This window comes from Qipengyuania triglochinis (assembly GCF_054655615.1).
Window position 1 is genome coordinate 910,717 of the sequence record NZ_BAAHND010000001.1, and the last position, 17,456, is coordinate 928,172.

At 62.5% G+C, this 17,456-nt stretch carries 20 protein-coding genes; 7 read left to right on the plus strand and 13 right to left on the minus strand.

Annotated features, from left to right (window positions below; all coding sequences use genetic code 11):
* The 6 genes from recO to ACYQ0G_RS04525 all read right to left on the minus strand — a co-directional run bounded on the left by recO (window position 1) and on the right by ACYQ0G_RS04525 (window position 5,431).
* Window positions 1–597, minus strand: coding sequence for a DNA repair protein RecO (recO, locus tag ACYQ0G_RS04500; protein ID WP_460099806.1), 597 nt, complete (start codon window positions 595–597; stop codon window positions 1–3).
* A gap of 32 nt (window positions 598–629) precedes the next feature.
* The gene (locus ACYQ0G_RS04505; protein ID WP_460099808.1) at window positions 630–875 is read right to left on the minus strand and encodes an accessory factor UbiK family protein; all 246 of its coding nucleotides are present in this window, start codon (window positions 873–875) and stop codon (window positions 630–632) included.
* Window positions 876–906: 31 nt separating this feature from the next.
* A complete protein-coding gene (locus tag ACYQ0G_RS04510; RefSeq protein WP_460099811.1) occupies window positions 907–1,464 on the minus strand; it encodes a TspO/MBR family protein in 558 nt (185 codons plus the stop codon).
* A 68-nt stretch (window positions 1,465–1,532) separates the two neighbouring features.
* Window positions 1,533–2,552, minus strand: a complete 1,020-nt coding sequence (locus ACYQ0G_RS04515; protein WP_460099814.1) for an NAD-dependent epimerase/dehydratase family protein — start codon at window positions 2,550–2,552, stop codon at window positions 1,533–1,535.
* 63 nt (window positions 2,553–2,615) lie between these two features.
* On the minus strand, window positions 2,616–3,983 hold the full coding sequence (gene gorA, locus ACYQ0G_RS04520; protein WP_460099816.1) for a glutathione-disulfide reductase: 1,368 nt from the start codon (window positions 3,981–3,983) through the stop codon (window positions 2,616–2,618).
* A gap of 68 nt (window positions 3,984–4,051) precedes the next feature.
* Window positions 4,052–5,431 carry a DEAD/DEAH box helicase gene (locus ACYQ0G_RS04525; RefSeq protein WP_460099819.1) on the minus strand — a complete coding sequence of 460 codons (1,380 nt, stop codon included), beginning with the start codon at window positions 5,429–5,431 and terminating at the stop codon, window positions 4,052–4,054.
* A 481-nt stretch (window positions 5,432–5,912) separates the two neighbouring features.
* Here ACYQ0G_RS04525 and ACYQ0G_RS04530 point away from each other — a divergent pair, with 481 nt between their 5' ends.
* Both ACYQ0G_RS04530 and ACYQ0G_RS04535 read left to right on the plus strand, forming a co-directional pair.
* Complete coding sequence (locus tag ACYQ0G_RS04530; protein WP_460099821.1) at window positions 5,913–6,092, plus strand: hypothetical protein; 180 nt, start codon at window positions 5,913–5,915, stop codon at window positions 6,090–6,092.
* A 117-nt stretch (window positions 6,093–6,209) separates the two neighbouring features.
* Entirely contained in the window at window positions 6,210–6,476 is a 267-nt protein-coding gene (locus ACYQ0G_RS04535; RefSeq protein ID WP_460099824.1) for a hypothetical protein, read from the plus strand.
* 114 nt (window positions 6,477–6,590) lie between these two features.
* On the opposite strand, the gene ACYQ0G_RS04540 is transcribed toward ACYQ0G_RS04535, so the two are convergent.
* The 4 genes from ACYQ0G_RS04540 to pgi all read right to left on the minus strand — a co-directional run bounded on the left by ACYQ0G_RS04540 (window position 6,591) and on the right by pgi (window position 10,141).
* Window positions 6,591–7,124 (minus strand): hypothetical protein, encoded by a 534-nt coding sequence (locus ACYQ0G_RS04540; RefSeq protein ID WP_460099826.1) that lies wholly within the window; start codon window positions 7,122–7,124, stop codon window positions 6,591–6,593.
* 71 nt (window positions 7,125–7,195) lie between these two features.
* Complete coding sequence (locus ACYQ0G_RS04545; protein WP_460099828.1) at window positions 7,196–7,600, minus strand: GtrA family protein; 405 nt, start codon at window positions 7,598–7,600, stop codon at window positions 7,196–7,198.
* Window positions 7,601–7,610: 10 nt separating this feature from the next.
* Window positions 7,611–8,294 carry a ferritin-like domain-containing protein gene (locus ACYQ0G_RS04550; protein WP_460099831.1) on the minus strand — a complete coding sequence of 228 codons (684 nt, stop codon included), beginning with the start codon at window positions 8,292–8,294 and terminating at the stop codon, window positions 7,611–7,613.
* Window positions 8,295–8,560: 266 nt separating this feature from the next.
* On the minus strand, window positions 8,561–10,141 hold the full coding sequence (gene pgi, locus ACYQ0G_RS04555; RefSeq protein WP_460099834.1) for a glucose-6-phosphate isomerase: 1,581 nt from the start codon (window positions 10,139–10,141) through the stop codon (window positions 8,561–8,563).
* Window positions 10,142–10,193: 52 nt separating this feature from the next.
* On the opposite strand from pgi, the gene lepB reads away from it, so the two are divergent.
* The 4 genes from lepB to ACYQ0G_RS04575 all read left to right on the plus strand — a co-directional run bounded on the left by lepB (window position 10,194) and on the right by ACYQ0G_RS04575 (window position 12,963).
* Window positions 10,194–11,045, plus strand: a complete 852-nt coding sequence (gene lepB / locus ACYQ0G_RS04560; RefSeq protein WP_460099837.1) for a signal peptidase I — start codon at window positions 10,194–10,196, stop codon at window positions 11,043–11,045.
* A complete protein-coding gene (gene rnc, locus ACYQ0G_RS04565; protein WP_460100640.1) occupies window positions 11,000–11,713 on the plus strand; it encodes a ribonuclease III in 714 nt (237 codons plus the stop codon). The genes lepB and rnc overlap by 46 nt, the downstream gene beginning before the upstream one ends.
* Entirely contained in the window at window positions 11,710–12,624 is a 915-nt protein-coding gene (era, locus tag ACYQ0G_RS04570) for a GTPase Era (RefSeq protein ID WP_460099840.1), read from the plus strand. Before rnc ends, era begins: the two co-directional genes overlap by 4 nt.
* A gap of 111 nt (window positions 12,625–12,735) precedes the next feature.
* Window positions 12,736–12,963 carry a hypothetical protein gene (locus ACYQ0G_RS04575; protein ID WP_460099843.1) on the plus strand — a complete coding sequence of 76 codons (228 nt, stop codon included), beginning with the start codon at window positions 12,736–12,738 and terminating at the stop codon, window positions 12,961–12,963.
* A 107-nt stretch (window positions 12,964–13,070) separates the two neighbouring features.
* Here the strand turns inward: ACYQ0G_RS04575 and ACYQ0G_RS04580 are convergent, their stop codons facing one another.
* The 3 genes from ACYQ0G_RS04580 to ACYQ0G_RS04590 all read right to left on the minus strand — a co-directional run bounded on the left by ACYQ0G_RS04580 (window position 13,071) and on the right by ACYQ0G_RS04590 (window position 17,052).
* Window positions 13,071–13,253, minus strand: a complete 183-nt coding sequence (locus ACYQ0G_RS04580; RefSeq protein WP_221543032.1) for a hypothetical protein — start codon at window positions 13,251–13,253, stop codon at window positions 13,071–13,073.
* Window positions 13,253–15,835: a type I DNA topoisomerase gene (gene topA, locus ACYQ0G_RS04585; protein WP_460099845.1), complete on the minus strand. Its 2,583-nt coding sequence runs from the start codon at window positions 15,833–15,835 to the stop codon at window positions 13,253–13,255. Before topA ends, ACYQ0G_RS04580 begins: the two co-directional genes overlap by 1 nt.
* A 71-nt stretch (window positions 15,836–15,906) precedes the next feature.
* A complete protein-coding gene (locus ACYQ0G_RS04590; protein WP_460099847.1) occupies window positions 15,907–17,052 on the minus strand; it encodes a vWA domain-containing protein in 1,146 nt (381 codons plus the stop codon).
* On the opposite strand from ACYQ0G_RS04590, the gene ACYQ0G_RS04595 reads away from it, so the two are divergent.
* Window positions 17,051–17,326 (plus strand): hypothetical protein, encoded by a 276-nt coding sequence (locus ACYQ0G_RS04595; protein WP_460099849.1) that lies wholly within the window; start codon window positions 17,051–17,053, stop codon window positions 17,324–17,326. The two genes, ACYQ0G_RS04590 and ACYQ0G_RS04595, sit on opposite strands and share 2 nt — an antisense overlap.
* Window positions 17,327–17,456 lie beyond the last annotated feature (130 nt).

The following is a 17,456-nucleotide window of genomic DNA, read 5'->3' on the forward strand; positions in this document are numbered from 1 at the left end:
TCAGACCATCCGTTCCAGCCGCTGCATCAGAAGTTGCCTAGCGGCTAGAACGTCAGCCCTTGTGTCGGCAAGGAGATAGCGCGCAATAAGCCCCTCATTGGCGCGCAGAATTTCCAGAGCATCGTCAAGACTGTCTATGCTGGGCTTCGATCCGCCATAGCCGAGATCGCGGAGCAACAGCACTTCGTAGGACGCAAGAGCCGGCGCCCATCCCCGCGCCGATGGGGCATTGCATACCGCATCCAGCAAGGCGGAGAGCGCCTGATAGAGGCGTGGATAGGGATTGCGTTCTGGCAAGGCGCTGGCAGTGATGGCGCAGATCCAGGAGATGGCCGCCGCGGGCAGCGGCTCGCTCAGCCAAGGCCCCCTGCTTTGCGAGAGTTCCAGCCGCGCGAAGGGCAACTGGCTGTCGGACTTTGCGCGGATTTCCGCTTCGACGATATTGCCGGGGATGACCACGGGGCGCAGCTGCCGACCGCGCCCACCGGCGACATAGGCTGCCACCACGCCATGCGCTTCTGTCAGCATGCGGGCGATGACTGCCGTCTCGCCATACGGGCGGGCCGCAATCAGTATCGCAGGCGCGCGCAGGTGCATGGCCAGACCCTACCTTGCGGCAGGGATGAAGATCACTTGTGCTTGGCTTCCAGCGCAGTGACACGCGCCGCAAGGTCTTCGGCCTGTTCGCGGGCCATGGCGGCCATCTGCTTGACCGCGTCGAATTCCTCGCGCGTGACGAAGTCCATTCCGCCGAACGCTTCCTTCGCCTTTTCGCGTGCTGTTTCACGCGCCTCGCGGGTCATTCCGGCAAGCGTACCGGCCGCCGAATTGGCGAGTTTGACAAAATCGGCGATCATGGGGTTCTGGCTCTGCATGGCTCCTATCTAGGCGCCGCGCAGCCGCAGTTCAATTGCCGATGCGCACCCGTTCGACAGCGTCGCCGCCGCCCGCGCCATCCGCATCGGGATTGAGGCGCAGAAATTCGTAATTGAGCAGCGCCGCGAAGCAGACCCATGCGAGATAGGGCAACAGCAGCACTGCAGCCAGCCGGCGCACCTTCCAGAACAGCGCAATGACGACCAGAAGGCTGACAACGATCAGGCCGATGATTACCAGCGCCGCCGTGATCTGCTGCGCAGCGAAGAAGGTCGGCGTCCACGCAAGGTTGAGCGCGAAATGCACGGCGAACACCCAAAGGGCGGCTGTGCGCCCCCGCGCGCCCCATGCCGCCGCCACCAGCGCGACCGACAGGCCGATCATCACGTAGAGAATGCTCCACACGATGCCGAACCACATGGGCGCAGGAAAGATCGAGGGCTTTTCGAGCGCCTGGAACCACGCGCTGTCCGCCCCTGCCCCCATCTGCCCCGACAGGAACCCGAGCAGGACGCACAGCGGCACGAGGAAAAGCGACCAGCGCAGGAAGCTGGCGCGTATCTGGGCATGCGATGCCAACATGTTCATGGGCTAATCCTCGATCGCCGCACTTCGGCGCAGTGCATTCCGATCCACCGCGGCGGATGCGGGGCCTGTCATAGTTTGACTATGCCTTTTTGCACAAGACTGCGCACCGTATCTTCCAGCGTCCGTTCGGCGGGCGTGAAGGTGAGGCCAAGCCTGTCCTCCGTATGGCGGCCCGAGACATCGCGCATATTGCCAAGCTCGCTCCTGATCTGGCGCATCTCCGGCATGAACAGCGCCAGCAGCTTTACCAGCCAGTCCGGCATGCGGTGGCGCGGCACCTTGTGGGCGAGGTCCGGCGCGCTTTGCCGTATCGATTCCGCCATCTCGTCGAGCCACATGAACCGCTGGGCGGCGGGAAAGCGTTCGCCGCGCACCACCCCTGCTGGCGCTTCGATCGCGCGCAAGTGAGTCTCGGCCACGTCGCGCACGTCGGTCACGCAGACGCCCATGTTCGGCAGCAGCGGGATCGATCCGTCGACCAGCTTCTTCACCAGTTCCACGCTGGTCGAAAGGTCGCCGTCGTGAACCGGCCCGAACACGGCGACCGGATTGATCGAGCAGAAGACCATCCCCGGCGCATTCATCGCCACCCAGTCGCGCGCGGCCCGTTCGGCCACGGTCTTGGACTGGATATAGGGGGCGGGATTGGTGGTGAGATCGGTCCAGTCGGTATAGTCGAAGCGGTCCCTGTCCGGCTGGCCATAGGCGATGGCGGCGGCCGAACTTGTCTGCACGAAGCGCGTGATGCCCGCCTCATGCGCGAACTTGAGGACACGCAAGGTTCCGTCGCGCGCGGGGATGATCAGATCGTCCGCATTCTTCGGCACATCGAGCGGGAAAGGCGATGCGACATGGGCAACCGCATCACATCCTGCGCAAGCCTGCGCCCAGCCGCTATCGGACAGGAGATCGGCCGAAAAGACCGTAAGTCGATCACCCGCCGCGGGCCAGCGCGCCCGCAATCGTGCCTCGCTTTTCGCGGCGTGGCGCACGGTGGTGTGGACGGCGTATCCTTCCGCCAGCAGACGGTCGATAATTTCGCCGCCGATATATCCCGTGCCTCCTGTGACGAGAACCGGACCTTTCATGTGCCCTCCTGTTTGCGCCCCGGTGCGATAGTAGGCGGGCCATGGCGGGCCCGCAACGCATCCCTACCGCATCAGCACGAGTTCTTCGGCCATCGTCGGGTGGATGGCGGTGGTCGCGTCGAAATCGGCCTTGGTCAACCCGGCCTTTACCGCAATGGCCGCGGCCTGCATCATTTCGGGCGCTTCGGGCGCGATCATGTGGATGCCGACGATCTTGCCGGTCTCGCCGTCGCAGATCATCTTGAACAGGCTGCGTTCGTTGCGGCCTGCCAGCACGTTCTTCATCGGGCGGAAATCGGACAGATAGACCTTCACGCTGCCTAGCTGGTTCTTCGCCTCGCCCTCGGTCATGCCGACGGCGGCGATCGGGGGGTGGCTGAACACGGCGCTGGGGATGCAGCCATGATCCACCGCGACCGGATCGCCCTTGCCGAACACCGTATCGGCGAAGGCCTGACCTTCGCGGATCGCGACAGGGGTCAATTGCACGCGATCGGTCACGTCGCCCACGGCATAGATGTGATTGACATTGGTCTTGCTGAAGCGATCGACCTTCACCTCGCCATGTTCGCCCAGTTCCACGCCTGCCTTGCCGAGGCCGAGACCTTCGGTATTCGGGATGCGGCCCACGGCGAACATCACCAGATCGGCCTTCTCCTCGTCGCAGTCGGACATCTTCACGAAATAGCCGCCCTCGTCGCAGGGCTTGATGTATTCGAAGGTGGTGTTGAAGCGGAACTTGATGCCCTTCATCGTGCTGATCTGCAGCAGCCGGTCGCGCACCGCCTCGTCATAGCTGCGCAGGAGGCGGTCACCGCGATTGACGACATGAACATCACAGCCGAATTCGTTGAAAATGCCTGCGAATTCATTGGCGATATAGCCACCGCCCGCGATGATGATCTTCTTGGGTAGCTCGTCGAGATGGAAAGCGTCGTTCGAACTGATCGCGTGTTCCGCGCCCTGGCATTCGGGCATACGCGGGCGCGCGCCCGTGGCGATGAGGATATGTTTCGCGGTTACCTTCTGGCCGCTTGCCAGCGTGATCTCATGTGGACCGGTTATCTCGGCCCGTTCCTTGAAGATCGTGACATCATGGCTTTCGAGCGTGTTGGTATAAGCCACTTCGAGCCGGTCAACATCGGCCAGCACGTTGTCGCGCAGGACCTTCCAGTCGAACTTGCGCTCGCCGATTTCCCAGCCGAACTTCTGGCAGTCTTCCAGATCCTCGGCAAAATGGGCACCGTAGACGAGCATCTTCTTCGGCACGCAGCCGCGAATGACGCAGGTGCCGCCTACCCGGTGTTCTTCCGCAATCGCCACTTTCGCGCCATGCGCCGCCGAAACACGGCTGGCACGAACGCCCCCCGACCCTCCGCCGATGGTGAAAAGGTCGTAATCGTATTCGGTGGATTCGCTCGTGGCGGCCATGCGGCGCTCCTGTCAGGCTCGGGGAATTGTGTCCCTTGCTAACCGGACCGCCGCTGGCAAGTTCCAATTTACCTTGCGGCGCGCGACCGGCTGCGGTTGCGGTTACCGCCGGGACGACCGCCACCAGGTCGGCCCTGTCCGCCGCCCTGCCCTGCGCCCGCGGGTTTGCCCTTGCGCGCAGGATGCTTCTGCTTCGGCTTGTCCCTGCCTGCGGAACCACCGCCGGCCGGGCGCACCTTGGGGCGGGCCAGCTTGGGCTTCTGTTCGCGCTTGGTCGGGCCGACGCCTTCGACCACGGCGCGGAAATTGTCGGGCAGCGGCAGGCGTTCGAATTCCGCATCGGTTTTCTTGCGGATATCCTTCAGATAATCGCGCTCGTCCTCGGCACAGAAAGCGATCGCCACACCGTCACGGCCCGCACGCGCGGTACGGCCGATGCGGTGGACATATTGTTCGGGCACATTGGGCAGTTCGTAATTCAGCACATGGCTGACGCCGGGAATGTCGATCCCGCGTGCGGCCACATCGGTCGCGATGAGGATCGGCGTCTTGGCGCGCTTGAATTCATCGAGCGCCCGTTCACGCTGCGGCTGGCTCTTGTTGCCGTGAATGGCGTTGGCGGGAATGCCGACCTGGCCAAGCTTTTTCACGATGCGGTCGCAGCCATGCTTGGTGCGCGCGAAGATCAGCACGCGCTCGAACTTGCCTGGCACCTCATGGCGTTCCGACAGGATCATTTCGAGCAGCGTCTGCTTTTCGTCCTGCTGCACCATGAAGAGATACTGGTCGATCCGTTCTGCCGTGCTGCTTTCGGGCGTCACACTGACCTTGACCGGGTTGCGGCAATATTTGCCGACCAGTTCCTGGATCTGCTTGGGCATGGTGGCGCTGAAGAACAGCGTCTGGCGATTTTCGGGGACGAGTTCGCTGATGCGGCGCAGCGCGTGGATGAAGCCGAGATCCAGCATCTGGTCCGCTTCGTCGAGCACGAGGATTTCGACCTTGTCGAGCGTGAACGCCTTCTGGTCGATCAGGTCGAGCAGGCGGCCCGGCGTGGCGACGAGAATGTCGGTGCCCCGGTGCAGCTTGTTACGGTCCTTGTTGACCGAGGTGCCGCCCACGATGCTGTGCACCTTCAGGCCCGCCAGCGCGCCGTAATCCTTGGCGCTGTCGGCAATCTGGCCCGCCAGTTCGCGCGTCGGGGCGAGCACCAGCATGCGGCAGGATTTGAACGGCGTCTGGTTGTCGGCATCGCGCAGCCGGTCGATGCTGGGCAGCATGAAGGCCGCCGTCTTGCCGGTACCCGTCTGGGCGATGCCCATCAGGTCACGGCCTTCCAGCACGGGCGGAATCGCCTGAGCCTGGATCGGCGTGGGTTCTTTGTAGCCCTTCAAATCGAGGGCTTGGAGCACGGGCTGCGAAAGACCGAGATCGGTAAATTGTGTCATGAAAACTCGCAAAATATGCGGCGCGCAGACGCAATGGTCGCGCGGCGCGGGTGTCAAACGACCCGCGTGAAAAGGGAAGTCCTTGTAAAAGACCGAGGCGCGGCCGGGGCGATGGATGTTTCCGCATCGCCGCTTCACGCTGGCTAGCGCGCTTCGATGCCTGTCATGTGGCGATTTATCACCGCAAAGTCAACGAGACGCTTGTGCGCCGCACAAAATGCTTGTGAAAACAGGGTTTTTCTGCGAGTGCGGAGAGATTGCAGGCCCATCTACGCGATCCTGCGACTGAGAGACAGCCGTGCTTTCCGCATTGTGGAGCACGAGACATGGATCTCACCCGAACCCTTCGTCACCCTCAGGTTGGAAACATGCGCGCTTTATGGCGGCGCGGCGATTCCGGCTTAGTTGACCAGTTCCGCGCATGGTCTTCGCATCCGGCAGTGCGGTCCTGCGACGGCCGGGTATGGCAGGACAGTGGCATATGAGCGAACGTCTCATGGTCGCCTACGGAGCGATATTCCTGTTGGTCAGCCTGCTGTCCTTCATTGCCTGGCGGATCTGGTATTACGCCCCGCTCAAGGTCCGCCGACGCAATCGTCGCAAGGACATGGCAATCTATTCCGCCCGGTCGAAAGCGCGCCTTACGGATCCGGAATCGTGAGCCCGTGTTGCGCAACCCCTACGCCATACGGAGCCGCGATCTGCTGCGCCCTGACAGCACGCAGCTACACCCCCGGACGGCGCATCCGCCCGGCTGCCCAAGATAGAAAGCACCTTTATGACAATAGCTGAAAAACCGGATCAGGACGCCGCGAAGCCCAAATTCAAGCGTTCGCGCCCGATGGCGAAGATGCCGCCACAGAACGCGCGGCGACAAGGTGCCATCACCTCGCTCGCATTCCTCCAGTTCGGGAACCGCGATCGCGCCGTGACCTTCCTGAACGGTCATAACGCTGAACTCGACGCGAGGCCGCTCGATGTCGCGAGCGAAAGCAACGAAGGGTTCGAGCGCGTCAGCAACCTGATCGCTTCCGAGACGGATTGACGCCCGGACAGGCTATCAAAACCGGATCGCCGCTTCACGCTGGCTAGCGCGCCTGGTTTCTCGCCATGGTGATGCTGCAGCGCAAAAAGAAAGTGCGCCGGTAGTGCGCGGCGGTCACTTACCAAAGCTGCGGTTGTCCGACCAATCGCCCAGTTGCACGATAAGATTACGGTTTTCGAGCAAGAGGATCGTGTGCACACTGTCGCTCGCGCCATCGATGTTCACGAAGACATTAAAGACGCTTTCATGCGATCCTCCACCGCACGTGTCGAGTTGGATGGCGTCACCCTTTAGCATATCGCTACAGCGCCACGGGCCTATACCACGCCAGTACATTCCGCCGAAAACGTCCTCGGCCAGCGGACTGTCGCCGATCATGGAGAAACCCTCCAGCGTCATGAGCCGATGAAGCGCCTCGGTGACATCTTCCGGGCCTTCGAACATCTGCGTTCCCACCGTGCTCACCAAAGCAAGGCTGATTGACGGATGCGCGGACTTTCGGGCTTCGACCAACGCACCCTTGGCAATCGCGGCAAAGAACTTGTTGGGCAAATCGAATGGCAAATCGGCCGGACTGCACGCCGAGGTAGCGCCCGCGCCCAAGGCAGCGACAAGCGCTCCGGCAGCAAAAACATCGCGTCGAGACATCGTCATGCCGCCACGCTACCAACACGGCCCGGATTATCAATGCTGCAAGTTCGCCCGAAGGGGACAGACTATCAGACCTGCCGGAAGTTGAACGCCGCGTTGAGGGCGAAGACGGCGAGGCCTGCAAAGACCGACACCACCACACGCGCCACCAGATAGTTCATCGGCGTCCAGTGGGTCAGCACCCAGAACAGCCCGACTGTCACGGCCAGACCGACCACGGCATTGCCCAGGAACAGCAGGTAGCCGGTCGATACCTTGCGGTCCGACCCGGCGAAGATCCAGGTGCGGCCGAAAATGTAATGGATCGAATTGGCGACCATGAAGCTGATGCCCGTAGCGATCACGGGATCCATTCCCGCCTGTTCGACCAGTAGCCACAGCACGCCCAGCCCGACGAGGAAGACGCCGGTGCTCACCACCGTGTTGCGCAACAGCATGCCGCCGGCGCGGCGCGTCAGGAAGCGGTTCAGCATGTGAAGGGTCTCAGGCGGCGGCCATGCTGCGCGGCAGAGGCCGGGGATTGTTTTCGCCCGCATCGCGCCATTCGGTCCGCCGCGGCGCGCCGAACCACAGGAACAGCAGCGGCAGCTTGATGAACAACAGTTCGGAATGGATCATCCGGTCGGTCCAGCGCTCCCAAAAATTGGGGGTGCGGCGCTGGTTTTCCGCCAGCCATTTGTCATAGGGCAGGAAGTGATCGGGCTCGTCGACATGGACGACCTCGAAGATCTTGTGCAGCGCCTTGTCCTGTTTGACGATGGGATGGTTGAGCAGGATGTCGACCTGCTTCAGCCCGCGCTTCTCGGTCAGCGAGATCACACGGCACAGCCGTTCGAACAGATCGTCGCTGGCGATGATGGCATCGGTATCGAGGCTGTCGATCGAGGTGCCGAAGCTGATCTCGATGAAGCGGTCGATATGGCCGAATGTCCGGTCCAGCGCGATCGGCATGGTGCCGCGCAGCTGGAACCAGCGCTTGAACATGGTGTAATGCTTGCGTTCGTCGGCGCGGTGCTTTTCGACCGCCGCGATCAGCTCCGTCGCCTCGGGATGCTTGGCCTTCACCGCCTCCAGCACGCGGTCGAGCGCGGTGTAGCCGCGATGCTCGTTATAGATGTAGATTGATCCCAGAAGGTCGAGATACCGGCGTGCGAACCATGATTTCATGACCGTGGTTTACCACAGCTTACCCCGACCGTCACGATAATCCGCTTTCCTACAGGCACCTGTCCCACATACAGACACGGCTGAATATTCGGTGCCCGATAGACAGTGCCGTGAGCGCCGTGGTCAGTAGGAAAAACTGGAAATTGACACCAGCTGCACAAAAACGCGCAATAACCATCTGGGGAGACAGCGAAATACGAAGATCAGGAGTTTCTTGAAATAGCCCTGTCTGTGTCACGCCGCCCCCATTTGGCAGACCGCCTGTGTCAGTTCAGCCCGGCAGCCGCCAGCAGCGATTCCGTACTGGCGTCGAATTCCTCGCCGCCCTGCTCGATCGCCTTGGCCATCTGCTTGCCCAGCTCGACTCCGAACTGGTCGAAGGGGTTGATGCCCATCAGCACGGCGTTGGCGAAAGTGCGGTGTTCGTGGAACGCGATCAGCGCGCCCAGCGTGGCCGCGTCGAGATCGTCGACAAGGATGGTGGCCGATGGCCGGTCGCCGGGATAGTTGCGTGCCGGATCGGCGCCCTTCTTGCCCGCCATCAGCGCGGCGCCCTGGGCGAAGCAGTTCATCAGCAGGATGCGGTGATGCGCCGGGTCCAGCTCGTCGCCCGGCGCGATGCTGGCGATGAAATCGACCGGGATCAGATGGGTGCCCTGATGCAGCAGCTGGAACACGGCATGCTGCGCATCGGTGCCCACCCCGCCCCAGGTGATCGGCGCGGTGGGCCCATCGACGGGCTGCATGTCGGCGGTCACGCGCTTGCCGTTGCTCTCCATCTCCAGCTGCTGGAGGTAGTCGGGGAAGAGGCCCAGCCGCTCGTCATAGGCGAAGACGGCGCGGGTCTGGCAGCCACGGACGCGGGTGTAATAGAGATCGGCAAAGGCCGCGCGCAGGACCAGATTATCCTCGGGCGCCGTGTCGCGGAAATGCGCATCGACAGCCGCCGCGCCCGCCAGCATCTCGCGGAAATCGTCCATGCCCACGGCCATGGCGATAGGAAAACCGATGGAGGACCAGATCGAATACCGGCCGCCAACGCTTTCCTGGAAGGGCAGGATGCGCGTCTCGTCGACGCCCCATTCCACCGCGCCTTCGGGATTGGCGGTCAGCGCGATGACCCGGCCGCCGGGATCTTCCACGCCATTGTCGCCCAGCCAATTGAGCGCGCTTTCGGCGTTGGTCATGGTCTCGATCGTGGTGAAGGTCTTGCTGGCCACCGCGATCAGGGTCTTCGCCGGATCGCATTTGGCAAAGGCCGCTTCCAGCGCAACGCCGTCGATATTGGACACCACATGCACATCGCAGCGGGCGAAATCGCGGGACAGCGCGTCGACACCCAATGCCGGGCCAAGCGCACTCCCGCCGATGCCGATGTGGATCAGATGCTCGATCTCGCCCAGCGCGCCTTGGTGGATCGCCTCGACCAGCATGCCCATCCGGTCGATCAGCGCGCCCGCTTCCTCGACCTTGGCGGAATCGCCCACACCGCGGAGCGTGGCATGATCGGCGGCGCGGCCTTCGGTGGGGTTCACCACCTCGCCCGCGAACAGCTTGTCACGCACGGCGGTGAAATCCATCGTCTCCGCCAGTTCGGCAAAGTGCGCCAGCACCGCGCGGTCCAGATGGGTCTTCGACCAGTCGAACATTATGCCGCCGGGCGCCATCAGATCGCCTTCGGCATCGCCCGCCAGTTCGATCCTGCCCGATAGCATGGCTACACGCTCTGCCCCGCCGGGTTCGTCCGCACCCTCGCCCCCGTCGCGATTCGTGCTGAACAGTTCGAGCAGCGTCGGCTGCGGAAGGCTCGCAAGGTCGCTCCAGATATCGGCGGCAGATTTGGTCATGGTGGGCAAAAATCCTTTGATGGTCGCGCTGCTGCGACTAGGGAATTCCGCGATGAATGAGAACCCCCGCCTTGCAACGCCCGATGCCGATACCGATCCTGACACGATCGCCCACGAAGAAACCCGCACCGAAGAGCAGGAAAGCTGGGGCGATTTCCTCAAATTCCTGCTGAAGCTCGTGGTGATCGTGCTGATCTTCCGCAGCTTCATCTTCTCGCCCTTCACCATCCCCAGCGAAAGCATGCTGCCGGGCCTGAGGAACGGGGACTATCTGGTCGCCGCCAAATGGCCCTATGGCTATTCGAGACTGTCGCTGCCGCTGGAAGCGCCGCTGATCCCGGGCCGCATCTTCGCCAGCCTGCCCGAACGCGGCGATGTGGTGATCTTCAAGCATCCGGTCGACGGCACCGATTACGTGAAGCGCGCAATCGGCCTGCCCGGTGACACCATCGCCATGCGGCGCGGCACGGTCTATCTCAACGGCGATCCCCTCCCACAGGAACGCGGCAGTTTCGTGGATATCCCGATGAGCGCGAACACCACGTGCCGCCCGGATGGTGGCACTGTGGTCGATGGCAATCTGTGCCGTTATCGCCAGATCATCGAAACGCTGCCTTCGGGCAAAAGCTATCGGACCATCGATTTCGGCCGCACCAATCAGGACGATTTCGATCCCATCGTGGTGCCGGCCGGCAAGATCTTCGTCATGGGCGATAATCGCGACAATTCGCTCGACAGCCGCTTCCCGCCACAGGCCGAGGCCGGTGTAGGACTGGTCGATGCCGACCTGCTGGTCGCGCGCGCCACCATGGTCCTGTGGTCCACCGACGGCAGCGCGGAATGGCTGCTGCCCTGGACATGGTTCACCGCAGCCCGGTGGGACCGGATCGGGAGCACACTGTGACCAAGCTCGACCCCGCCGCCCGCGAATGGCTGGATGCCAATGGCTTCACCGTGAACGATCAGGCTTTATGGCAGGCCGCGCTAACCCATGGCAGCATGGGCGAAACGCAGGATTACGAACGGCTCGAATTCCTCGGCGATCGCGTACTCGGCCTGTCGATCGCGCACTGGCTCTATGGCGAAAGCAATGCCCCCGAAGGCAAGCTGGCCCAACGTTTGAACGCCATCGTCAGCCGCGAAATGTGCGCCACCGTGGCGCGCGGGATCGGACTTGGCGATCATATGCGCATCTCAAAGCAGGCGCGCGCCGATGGCGGCCGGGACAGCGACAATATCCTGGGCGATGTGATGGAAGCCTTGCTCGGCGCACAGTTCCTCGACAATGGCTTCGAGGCGTCGCGCCTGCTCGTACACCAGCTCTGGCGTCCCGCGCTCGAAAGCGGTGCGGGCGAAAGCAAGCATCCCAAGAGCGCGCTGCAGGAATGGGCGGCGGGCAATCGCCGCAAACCGCCCGAATACGAAGTCGTCGAAAGATCGGGCCCCGATCATGCCGCGCAGTTCACCGTCCGCGTCAGCGTGCACAAGGTGGGCGACGCGACTGCCACTGCCGGCAGCAAGGGCGAAGCCGAAAAGGCCGCCGCAAAGGAATTCATGGAGAAATACGGATGAGCGACGCCACCACGAAATGCGGCCTCGTCGCGGTTATCGGTGCGCCCAATGCGGGCAAGTCCACGCTGGTGAACCAACTGGTCGGCCAGAAGGTCGCCATTACCAGCGCCAAGGCCCAGACCACGCGGGCGCGCATGCTCGGCATCGCGCTGCACAAAAGTGACGAAGCGGATACGCAGATGATCCTGGTGGATACGCCGGGCATCTTCGCGCCCAAGCGGCGGCTGGATCGCGCGATGGTCAGCGCCGCTTGGGAAGGCGCGGAAAGTGCCGATGCCGTGCTGCTGATGGTCGATCCGATCAAGCAACGCCGGCATGAACTCGAACCGTTGATCGAAGCTCTGACGAACCGGCCGGAACGCAAGATCCTCGTCCTTAACAAGGTCGACAAGGCGAAGAAGGAACCCCTGCTCGCGCTGGCGCAGGAGCTGGGCGAAAAGGTCGATTTCAGCGAAGTCTATTTCGTCTCGGCGCTGACCGGCGACGGGGTGCCCGAACTGAAAGACGCGCTCGCCAAGCTGATGCCCGAAGGTCCGTGGATGTATCCGGAGGACCAGGTTTCGGACGCCAGCGAACGCCTGCTCGCCACCGAAATCACCCGTGAACAGCTCTACCAGCAGCTCCACGAAGAACTGCCCTACGACAGTGCGGTCCGGCCCGAGAAGTACATCCAGCGCCCCGATGGTAGCGTCGAAATCCACCAGCAGATCGTCGTCATGCGCGACAACCAGCGCGCCATCGTACTCGGCAAAGGCGGCAGCAAGATCAAGGCCATCGGCCAGGCCGCACGCGAGGAGCTGAGCGAACTGCTAGGCCAGAAGGTTCACCTCTTCCTGCACGTCAAGACCGACGAACGCTGGAGCGAGGACAAGGAAATGTTCGAGGAAATGGGGCTGGAGTGGACGAAGTAATTGTCCCTCAACCTACCAGTCGAGAAGGCCTAGACACACAGTAATTGCACCTAAGTTGATCATTGGATTTCCACAACATACTCTCCTCAATCCTAACATGAGGAATAGAGCATGATGAAAAAGGCAATCTTGGCGATAGCTGCTGCAGGTGGACTTTTCGGTACTGCACTTGTGCCAACCAACGTCGCGGCTGGCACTTGCGAATTGATTTTCTCAGAACAGTACGGCTCCTGCAATGGAGACGAAATCTGTCAGCAGTTCGCCGTTTGGGATTACGCTGCCTGCCTCGAAGATGACAGACCTAAAGAAACCACCAATCCCCTCCCAGTGGGCGGCTGAGTGAAAAAGGAACCTGTTTGATCAAACAGTGACCCCAAGGCTAAGGCTCAAGAGGATCCAGCGTCCTCTTTTGAAATAGCATTGCTGCTGTTCCGGGGCCGCAGACTCTAGCGCTTCTTCGCCACTTTGATCTTGTTCTTCTTGGCGAAGTCCTTGGTGGACTCTTCGCTGCGGCCCAGGGCCTTGGCAATTTGCTTCAGGCCTTGCCCCTTCGCGGCGAGGGTGCGGAGTTGCCCCGCCTCCTCGCCGGTCCACGGCTGTTTGTGCCGCTCGAAGCGCTCCTTGCTCATCAGTCGGCCTTCTTCTTGGCAGCGGCTTTCTTGGCCGGAGCCTTCTTCGCCGCCGGCTTCTTCTTGGGAGCGGCCTTCTTCTTGGCGGGGGCTTTCTTCTTGGTCTTCTTCGCGGGGCCCTTGGCTGCACGGGCGTCGATCAGTTCGATTGCCTGCGCGTCGGTCAGGTCCTCCGGTTTCATGTCCTTCGGGACGGTCGCATTGGTCGTACCGTCGGTGACGTATGGACCATAGCGGCCGGGCATGACCTTCATTTCGGCACCGCTGGTCGGATGTTCGCCCAGCGTCTTGATCGGTTCGGCCTTGCCCCTTCCGCGGCCGCCCTTCTGGGCAGCCGATTGCGCAAGGAGATCGACGGCGCGGTTCATGCCGATGTCGAAGATTTCCGGCGTGCTCTGGAGCTTGCCGTAAGTTCCTTCGTGGCGGACTGCCGGGCCATAGCGCCACAGGCCGGCCTCGATGTCCTTGCCGGTTTCCGGATGCTGGCCGATGATGCGCGGCAGGCTTAACAGCTTCAGCGCCCATTCGAGACCGAAATCGTCGATATCCTTGGGAATGCTGGCGCGCTTTGCGTCCTTGCCATCGCCCAGCTGAACATAGGGGCCGAACCGGCCCGTCTTGCGCTCCACCGGAAGTCCCGTGTCGGGATCTTCGCCCAGAACGCCGTCATTCGCGCCCTCGTCACCGTCGCTACCCGGCTTGGCGAATTGGCGGGTGAACTTGCATTCAGGATAGTTCGCGCAGGCGACGAATGCGCCATAGCGACCGCCGCGCAATGCCAGCCTGCCACCTTCACGGCCTTCGGCTTCGCACAGCGGACAATGGCGCGGATCCTTGCCGTCGGCGCGTTCCGGGAAGAGGTAGTCGGACAGGAACCCGTCCAGCACCTCGGTGACTTCGGAAGGCTTCTTCTCCATGACCTCTTCGGTCTTGGGTTTGAAGTCCTTCCAGAACTCGGCGAGCAGCTTCTTCCATTCCTCGCGTCCGTCGGAGACGGTGTCGAGCTCGTCCTCCATTCCGGCGGTGAAATCGAAGGCGACATAGCGTTCGAAGAAGCGTTCGAGGAAAGCGGTCAGCAGCCGTCCGGATTCTTCGGCGAAGAACCGGTTCTTTTCCATCCGGACATAGGCGCGGTCGCGCAGCGTCTGGATGGTCGAGGCATAGGTCGAAGGCCGGCCGATGCCGAGCTCTTCGAGCCGCTTGACCAGACTCGCCTCGCTGAAACGCGGGGGTGGCTGGGTGAAGTGCTGGTTGGCTTCCACGTCCTTCTTCAAGGGGCTGTCCCCCTTGCTCATGTTCGGCAGCAGGCCGTCTTCATCGTCTTCCGAAGGTTCGTCGCGGCCTTCCTGATAAACGGCGAAATAACCGGGGAATTTCACGACCTGGCCGGTTGCGCGCAGCTCGTGCTTGCCGGTCCCGTCACGCAGGGTGATCGTGGTCCGCTCGAGACTGGCCGAGGCCATCTGGCTGGCCATCGCGCGCTTGAAGATCAAATCGTAAAGCTTGGCCTCATCGCCGCTGCCCGCACGATCTTTCTTGAAATCGGTTGGGCGGATTGCCTCGTGGGCCTCCTGCGCATTCTTGGCCTTGGTCGAATAGAAACGCGGCTTGTCGGGCAGGTAATAGGCGTCATACCGGTCCGCGATCGCCTTGCGGCAGGCATCGATCGCGCTCGGGTCCATCTGCACACCGTCGGTACGCATGTAGGTGATCGCACCCGCTTCATACAGCGACTGCGCCAGCCGCATGGTATGGCTGGCCGAATAGCCAAGCTTGCGCGCAGCTTCCTGTTGCAGGGTCGAAGTGGTGAACGGCGGCGCGGGGCTGCGCTTCAGCGGCTTGGTCTCGATGTCCTCGACCGTGAAGCGCGCTTCCTCGACAGCCTTCTTGGCCGCCTTGGCGCTGCCTTCATCGCCCAGCGTCAGCTTCTGCAGCTTCTGCCCGTCGAACTTGACCAACCGCGCATCGAACTGTGTGCCGTCCTGTTCCAGCTTTGCCAGAACCGACCAGTATTCATCGGCCCGGAACTGCTCGATTTCGGTCTCGCGGCCAACGATCAGGCGCAGCGCCACCGACTGGACGCGCCCTGCACTCTTGGCCCCCGGCAAGCGGCGCCACAGCACCGGCGACAGGGTGAAGCCATAGAGATAGTCGAGCGCGCGCCGCGCCAGATAGGCATCGATCAGATCCTGGTCGAGCTCGCGCGGAGCCTTCATCGCATCGGTGACGGCCTGCTTGGTGATGGCGTTGAAGGTAACGCGGTCGACCTTGTCGGGCAGCGCCTTGCGCTTCTGCAGCAATTCGCGGACGTGCCAGCTGATCGCTTCTCCTTCGCGATCAGGGTCAGTCGCGAGAACGAGGCGGTCAGCCTTCTTGGCATTGTCCGCGATTTCCTTGAAGCGGCTCTGCTTGTCGCGATAGAGTTCCCAGTCCATCGCGAAATTCTCGTCGGGCCGCACGCTGCCATCCTTGGGCGGCAGATCGCGGACATGGCCGTAGCTGGCCAGAACCTTGAAGTCCTTGCCGAGGTATTTTTCGATGGTTTTCGCCTTGGCCGGCGATTCTACGATGACGAGTTGCATTGTGGTCTGGGACGTCCCTTACGTGTGTACGTGCGTATACGCGCGAAAATGGGGATCGGCCTCACTCAGCGTCAAGCGTCTTTCTGCTGCTCTGTCCTTTCGGCGAAGTCCGGGGGCAGGATGCACTTGCCCGCATCATATTGCCCGACTGCACGGATCACCTCGTTCTTCTCCGGTTCAATACGGCGACCGGAGAGCTGGCTGTCGATCACCCGGCGGAGCAATTGATCGAGCCGGGTCACGAGATAGCAATCGATCGCTGGCTTCGCATGGGGATTGCCGATCCCGCTATCGTCGGTGAGGAAGGTGTAACGCGACTGGGTGGCCGCTGCCATGGCGCGCATTATATACTCCGCCACATCGGCTACGCCCGAGGCGCCCACCGGGATCACATGCACGCGCTCGGCCCGCAGATGTTCGGTCGCGAGCCACGTTTGCGGGATGTCCCGGTCATGCGGCGGTGCATCGCCGACCAGCAGAAGTGACTTCACGGCGTCATCGCGCCAGTTCAACTGCGCTGCCCGGACCAGCGCATCCTGCATCGCTTCCTCGTAATCGCCACCGCCGCCGGCATATTGCGCGGCGAGGCGGGTCTGGGCGCGGGCCACGTCGCTGTCGAAATCGAAGGTCCGGGTGACGAAATCATCACCCTCATCGCGATAGAAGCTGAAGGCCACGCGGATATCGATATCCTGATGGCGCGCCTCCAGCGAGTCGAGGATCGAACGCAGTTCTGCCTGGAGGAAGCGCAGTTCGTCGCTCATCGATCCGGTCACATCGACGACAAGCGCGATGTCCAGCTTGCGAACAGCAACGGCGTTCTGATCGGTCTGGATCGTGACTGTCTGTGCTCCCGCGGTTTCCGGCAGACGCAAGGCGCGCCATTCCCCGCCACCGGCGCGCACCCAGACCGTCTCGCTCAGACGATCTAGGCCGGGGAAGAAAACCGCGCTGCCATCGGCCACTGAGTTCAGCTTGATCGAATTGCCATCTTCGCACCGCAGTTCGATAGGCATGAACGGAACCGCCCGGCCCCGCGCGTCCTTAGCTTCCACGCGCAAGATACGGGACGTGTCGAGCAGCGGCAGAGCTGCAACGCGCTGACCGAGGTCGGACTGCCGCACGTAAGCGGCATAGAGTTCGGGATTGAGCAGATCGTCATGCTCACCCGCGGTGAGGAGCCCGCTCTGCGGATTGGGCTGGGGCGGACGCGGCATGATCGGCCGCGTATATCCCGGCATGGCGCTGGCGGGTGCGCGGCCCTCGGCCTCGGCTACATCCACGGTCGCTACGCTAGTTACTTCCGATGCCGAACTTTCGCCCGCGCGGCTCACACGCGAACCGGTGACCACGATCCGCTCATCTCCACCGGCAGAGGGTGATGGAGGAGGTGGCGGCGGGGGTGGAGGTGGAGGTGGAGCGGCCGGAGGCGGAGGCGATGCCACAGCCATGGCAACCGGCGGCGGCACGGAACGGGCGGGCCTTTGCTGATTAACGATTGCTTCCCGGCCAAGGTCGGGCAGCGCATCAGGGGTCCTGCAATATCCCCTTTCGCCAGCGGAACTGCCGCTGCGGGCCGCACCATCGGTCTGCGCGTTGAGCGCCATGGGCCCAGGAACCA

Excerpts from the sequence above, each read along its gene's own strand:
- ACYQ0G_RS04595 (WP_460099849.1), top strand. The coding sequence starts at position 17,051 with ATGATCGGCCGCGTATATCCCGGCATGGCGCTGGCGGGTGCGCGGCCC.
- ACYQ0G_RS04580 (WP_221543032.1), bottom strand. The coding sequence starts at position 13,253 with ATGAGCAAGGAGCGCTTCGAGCGGCACAAACAGCCGTGGACCGGCGAG.
- ACYQ0G_RS04505 (WP_460099808.1), bottom strand. The coding sequence starts at position 875 with ATGCAGAGCCAGAACCCCATGATCGCCGATTTTGTCAAACTCGCCAAT.
- ACYQ0G_RS04540 (WP_460099826.1), bottom strand. The coding sequence starts at position 7,124 with ATGTCTCGACGCGATGTTTTTGCTGCCGGAGCGCTTGTCGCTGCCTTG.
- era (WP_460099840.1), top strand. The coding sequence starts at position 11,710 with ATGAGCGACGCCACCACGAAATGCGGCCTCGTCGCGGTTATCGGTGCG.
- ACYQ0G_RS04525 (WP_460099819.1), bottom strand. The coding sequence starts at position 5,431 with ATGACACAATTTACCGATCTCGGTCTTTCGCAGCCCGTGCTCCAAGCC.
- pgi (WP_460099834.1), bottom strand. The coding sequence starts at position 10,141 with ATGACCAAATCTGCCGCCGATATCTGGAGCGACCTTGCGAGCCTTCCG.
- recO (WP_460099806.1), bottom strand. The coding sequence starts at position 597 with ATGCACCTGCGCGCGCCTGCGATACTGATTGCGGCCCGCCCGTATGGC.
- gorA (WP_460099816.1), bottom strand. The coding sequence starts at position 3,983 with ATGGCCGCCACGAGCGAATCCACCGAATACGATTACGACCTTTTCACC.
- ACYQ0G_RS04530 (WP_460099821.1), top strand. The coding sequence starts at position 5,913 with ATGAGCGAACGTCTCATGGTCGCCTACGGAGCGATATTCCTGTTGGTC.
- ACYQ0G_RS04575 (WP_460099843.1), top strand. The coding sequence starts at position 12,736 with ATGATGAAAAAGGCAATCTTGGCGATAGCTGCTGCAGGTGGACTTTTC.
- ACYQ0G_RS04545 (WP_460099828.1), bottom strand. The coding sequence starts at position 7,600 with ATGCTGAACCGCTTCCTGACGCGCCGCGCCGGCGGCATGCTGTTGCGC.
- lepB (WP_460099837.1), top strand. The coding sequence starts at position 10,194 with ATGAATGAGAACCCCCGCCTTGCAACGCCCGATGCCGATACCGATCCT.
- ACYQ0G_RS04550 (WP_460099831.1), bottom strand. The coding sequence starts at position 8,294 with ATGAAATCATGGTTCGCACGCCGGTATCTCGACCTTCTGGGATCAATC.
- rnc (WP_460100640.1), top strand. The coding sequence starts at position 11,000 with ATGGTTCACCGCAGCCCGGTGGGACCGGATCGGGAGCACACTGTGACC.
- topA (WP_460099845.1), bottom strand. The coding sequence starts at position 15,835 with ATGCAACTCGTCATCGTAGAATCGCCGGCCAAGGCGAAAACCATCGAA.
- ACYQ0G_RS04515 (WP_460099814.1), bottom strand. The coding sequence starts at position 2,552 with ATGAAAGGTCCGGTTCTCGTCACAGGAGGCACGGGATATATCGGCGGC.
- ACYQ0G_RS04510 (WP_460099811.1), bottom strand. The coding sequence starts at position 1,464 with ATGAACATGTTGGCATCGCATGCCCAGATACGCGCCAGCTTCCTGCGC.
- ACYQ0G_RS04535 (WP_460099824.1), top strand. The coding sequence starts at position 6,210 with ATGACAATAGCTGAAAAACCGGATCAGGACGCCGCGAAGCCCAAATTC.
- ACYQ0G_RS04590 (WP_460099847.1), bottom strand. The coding sequence starts at position 17,052 with ATGCCGCGTCCGCCCCAGCCCAATCCGCAGAGCGGGCTCCTCACCGCG.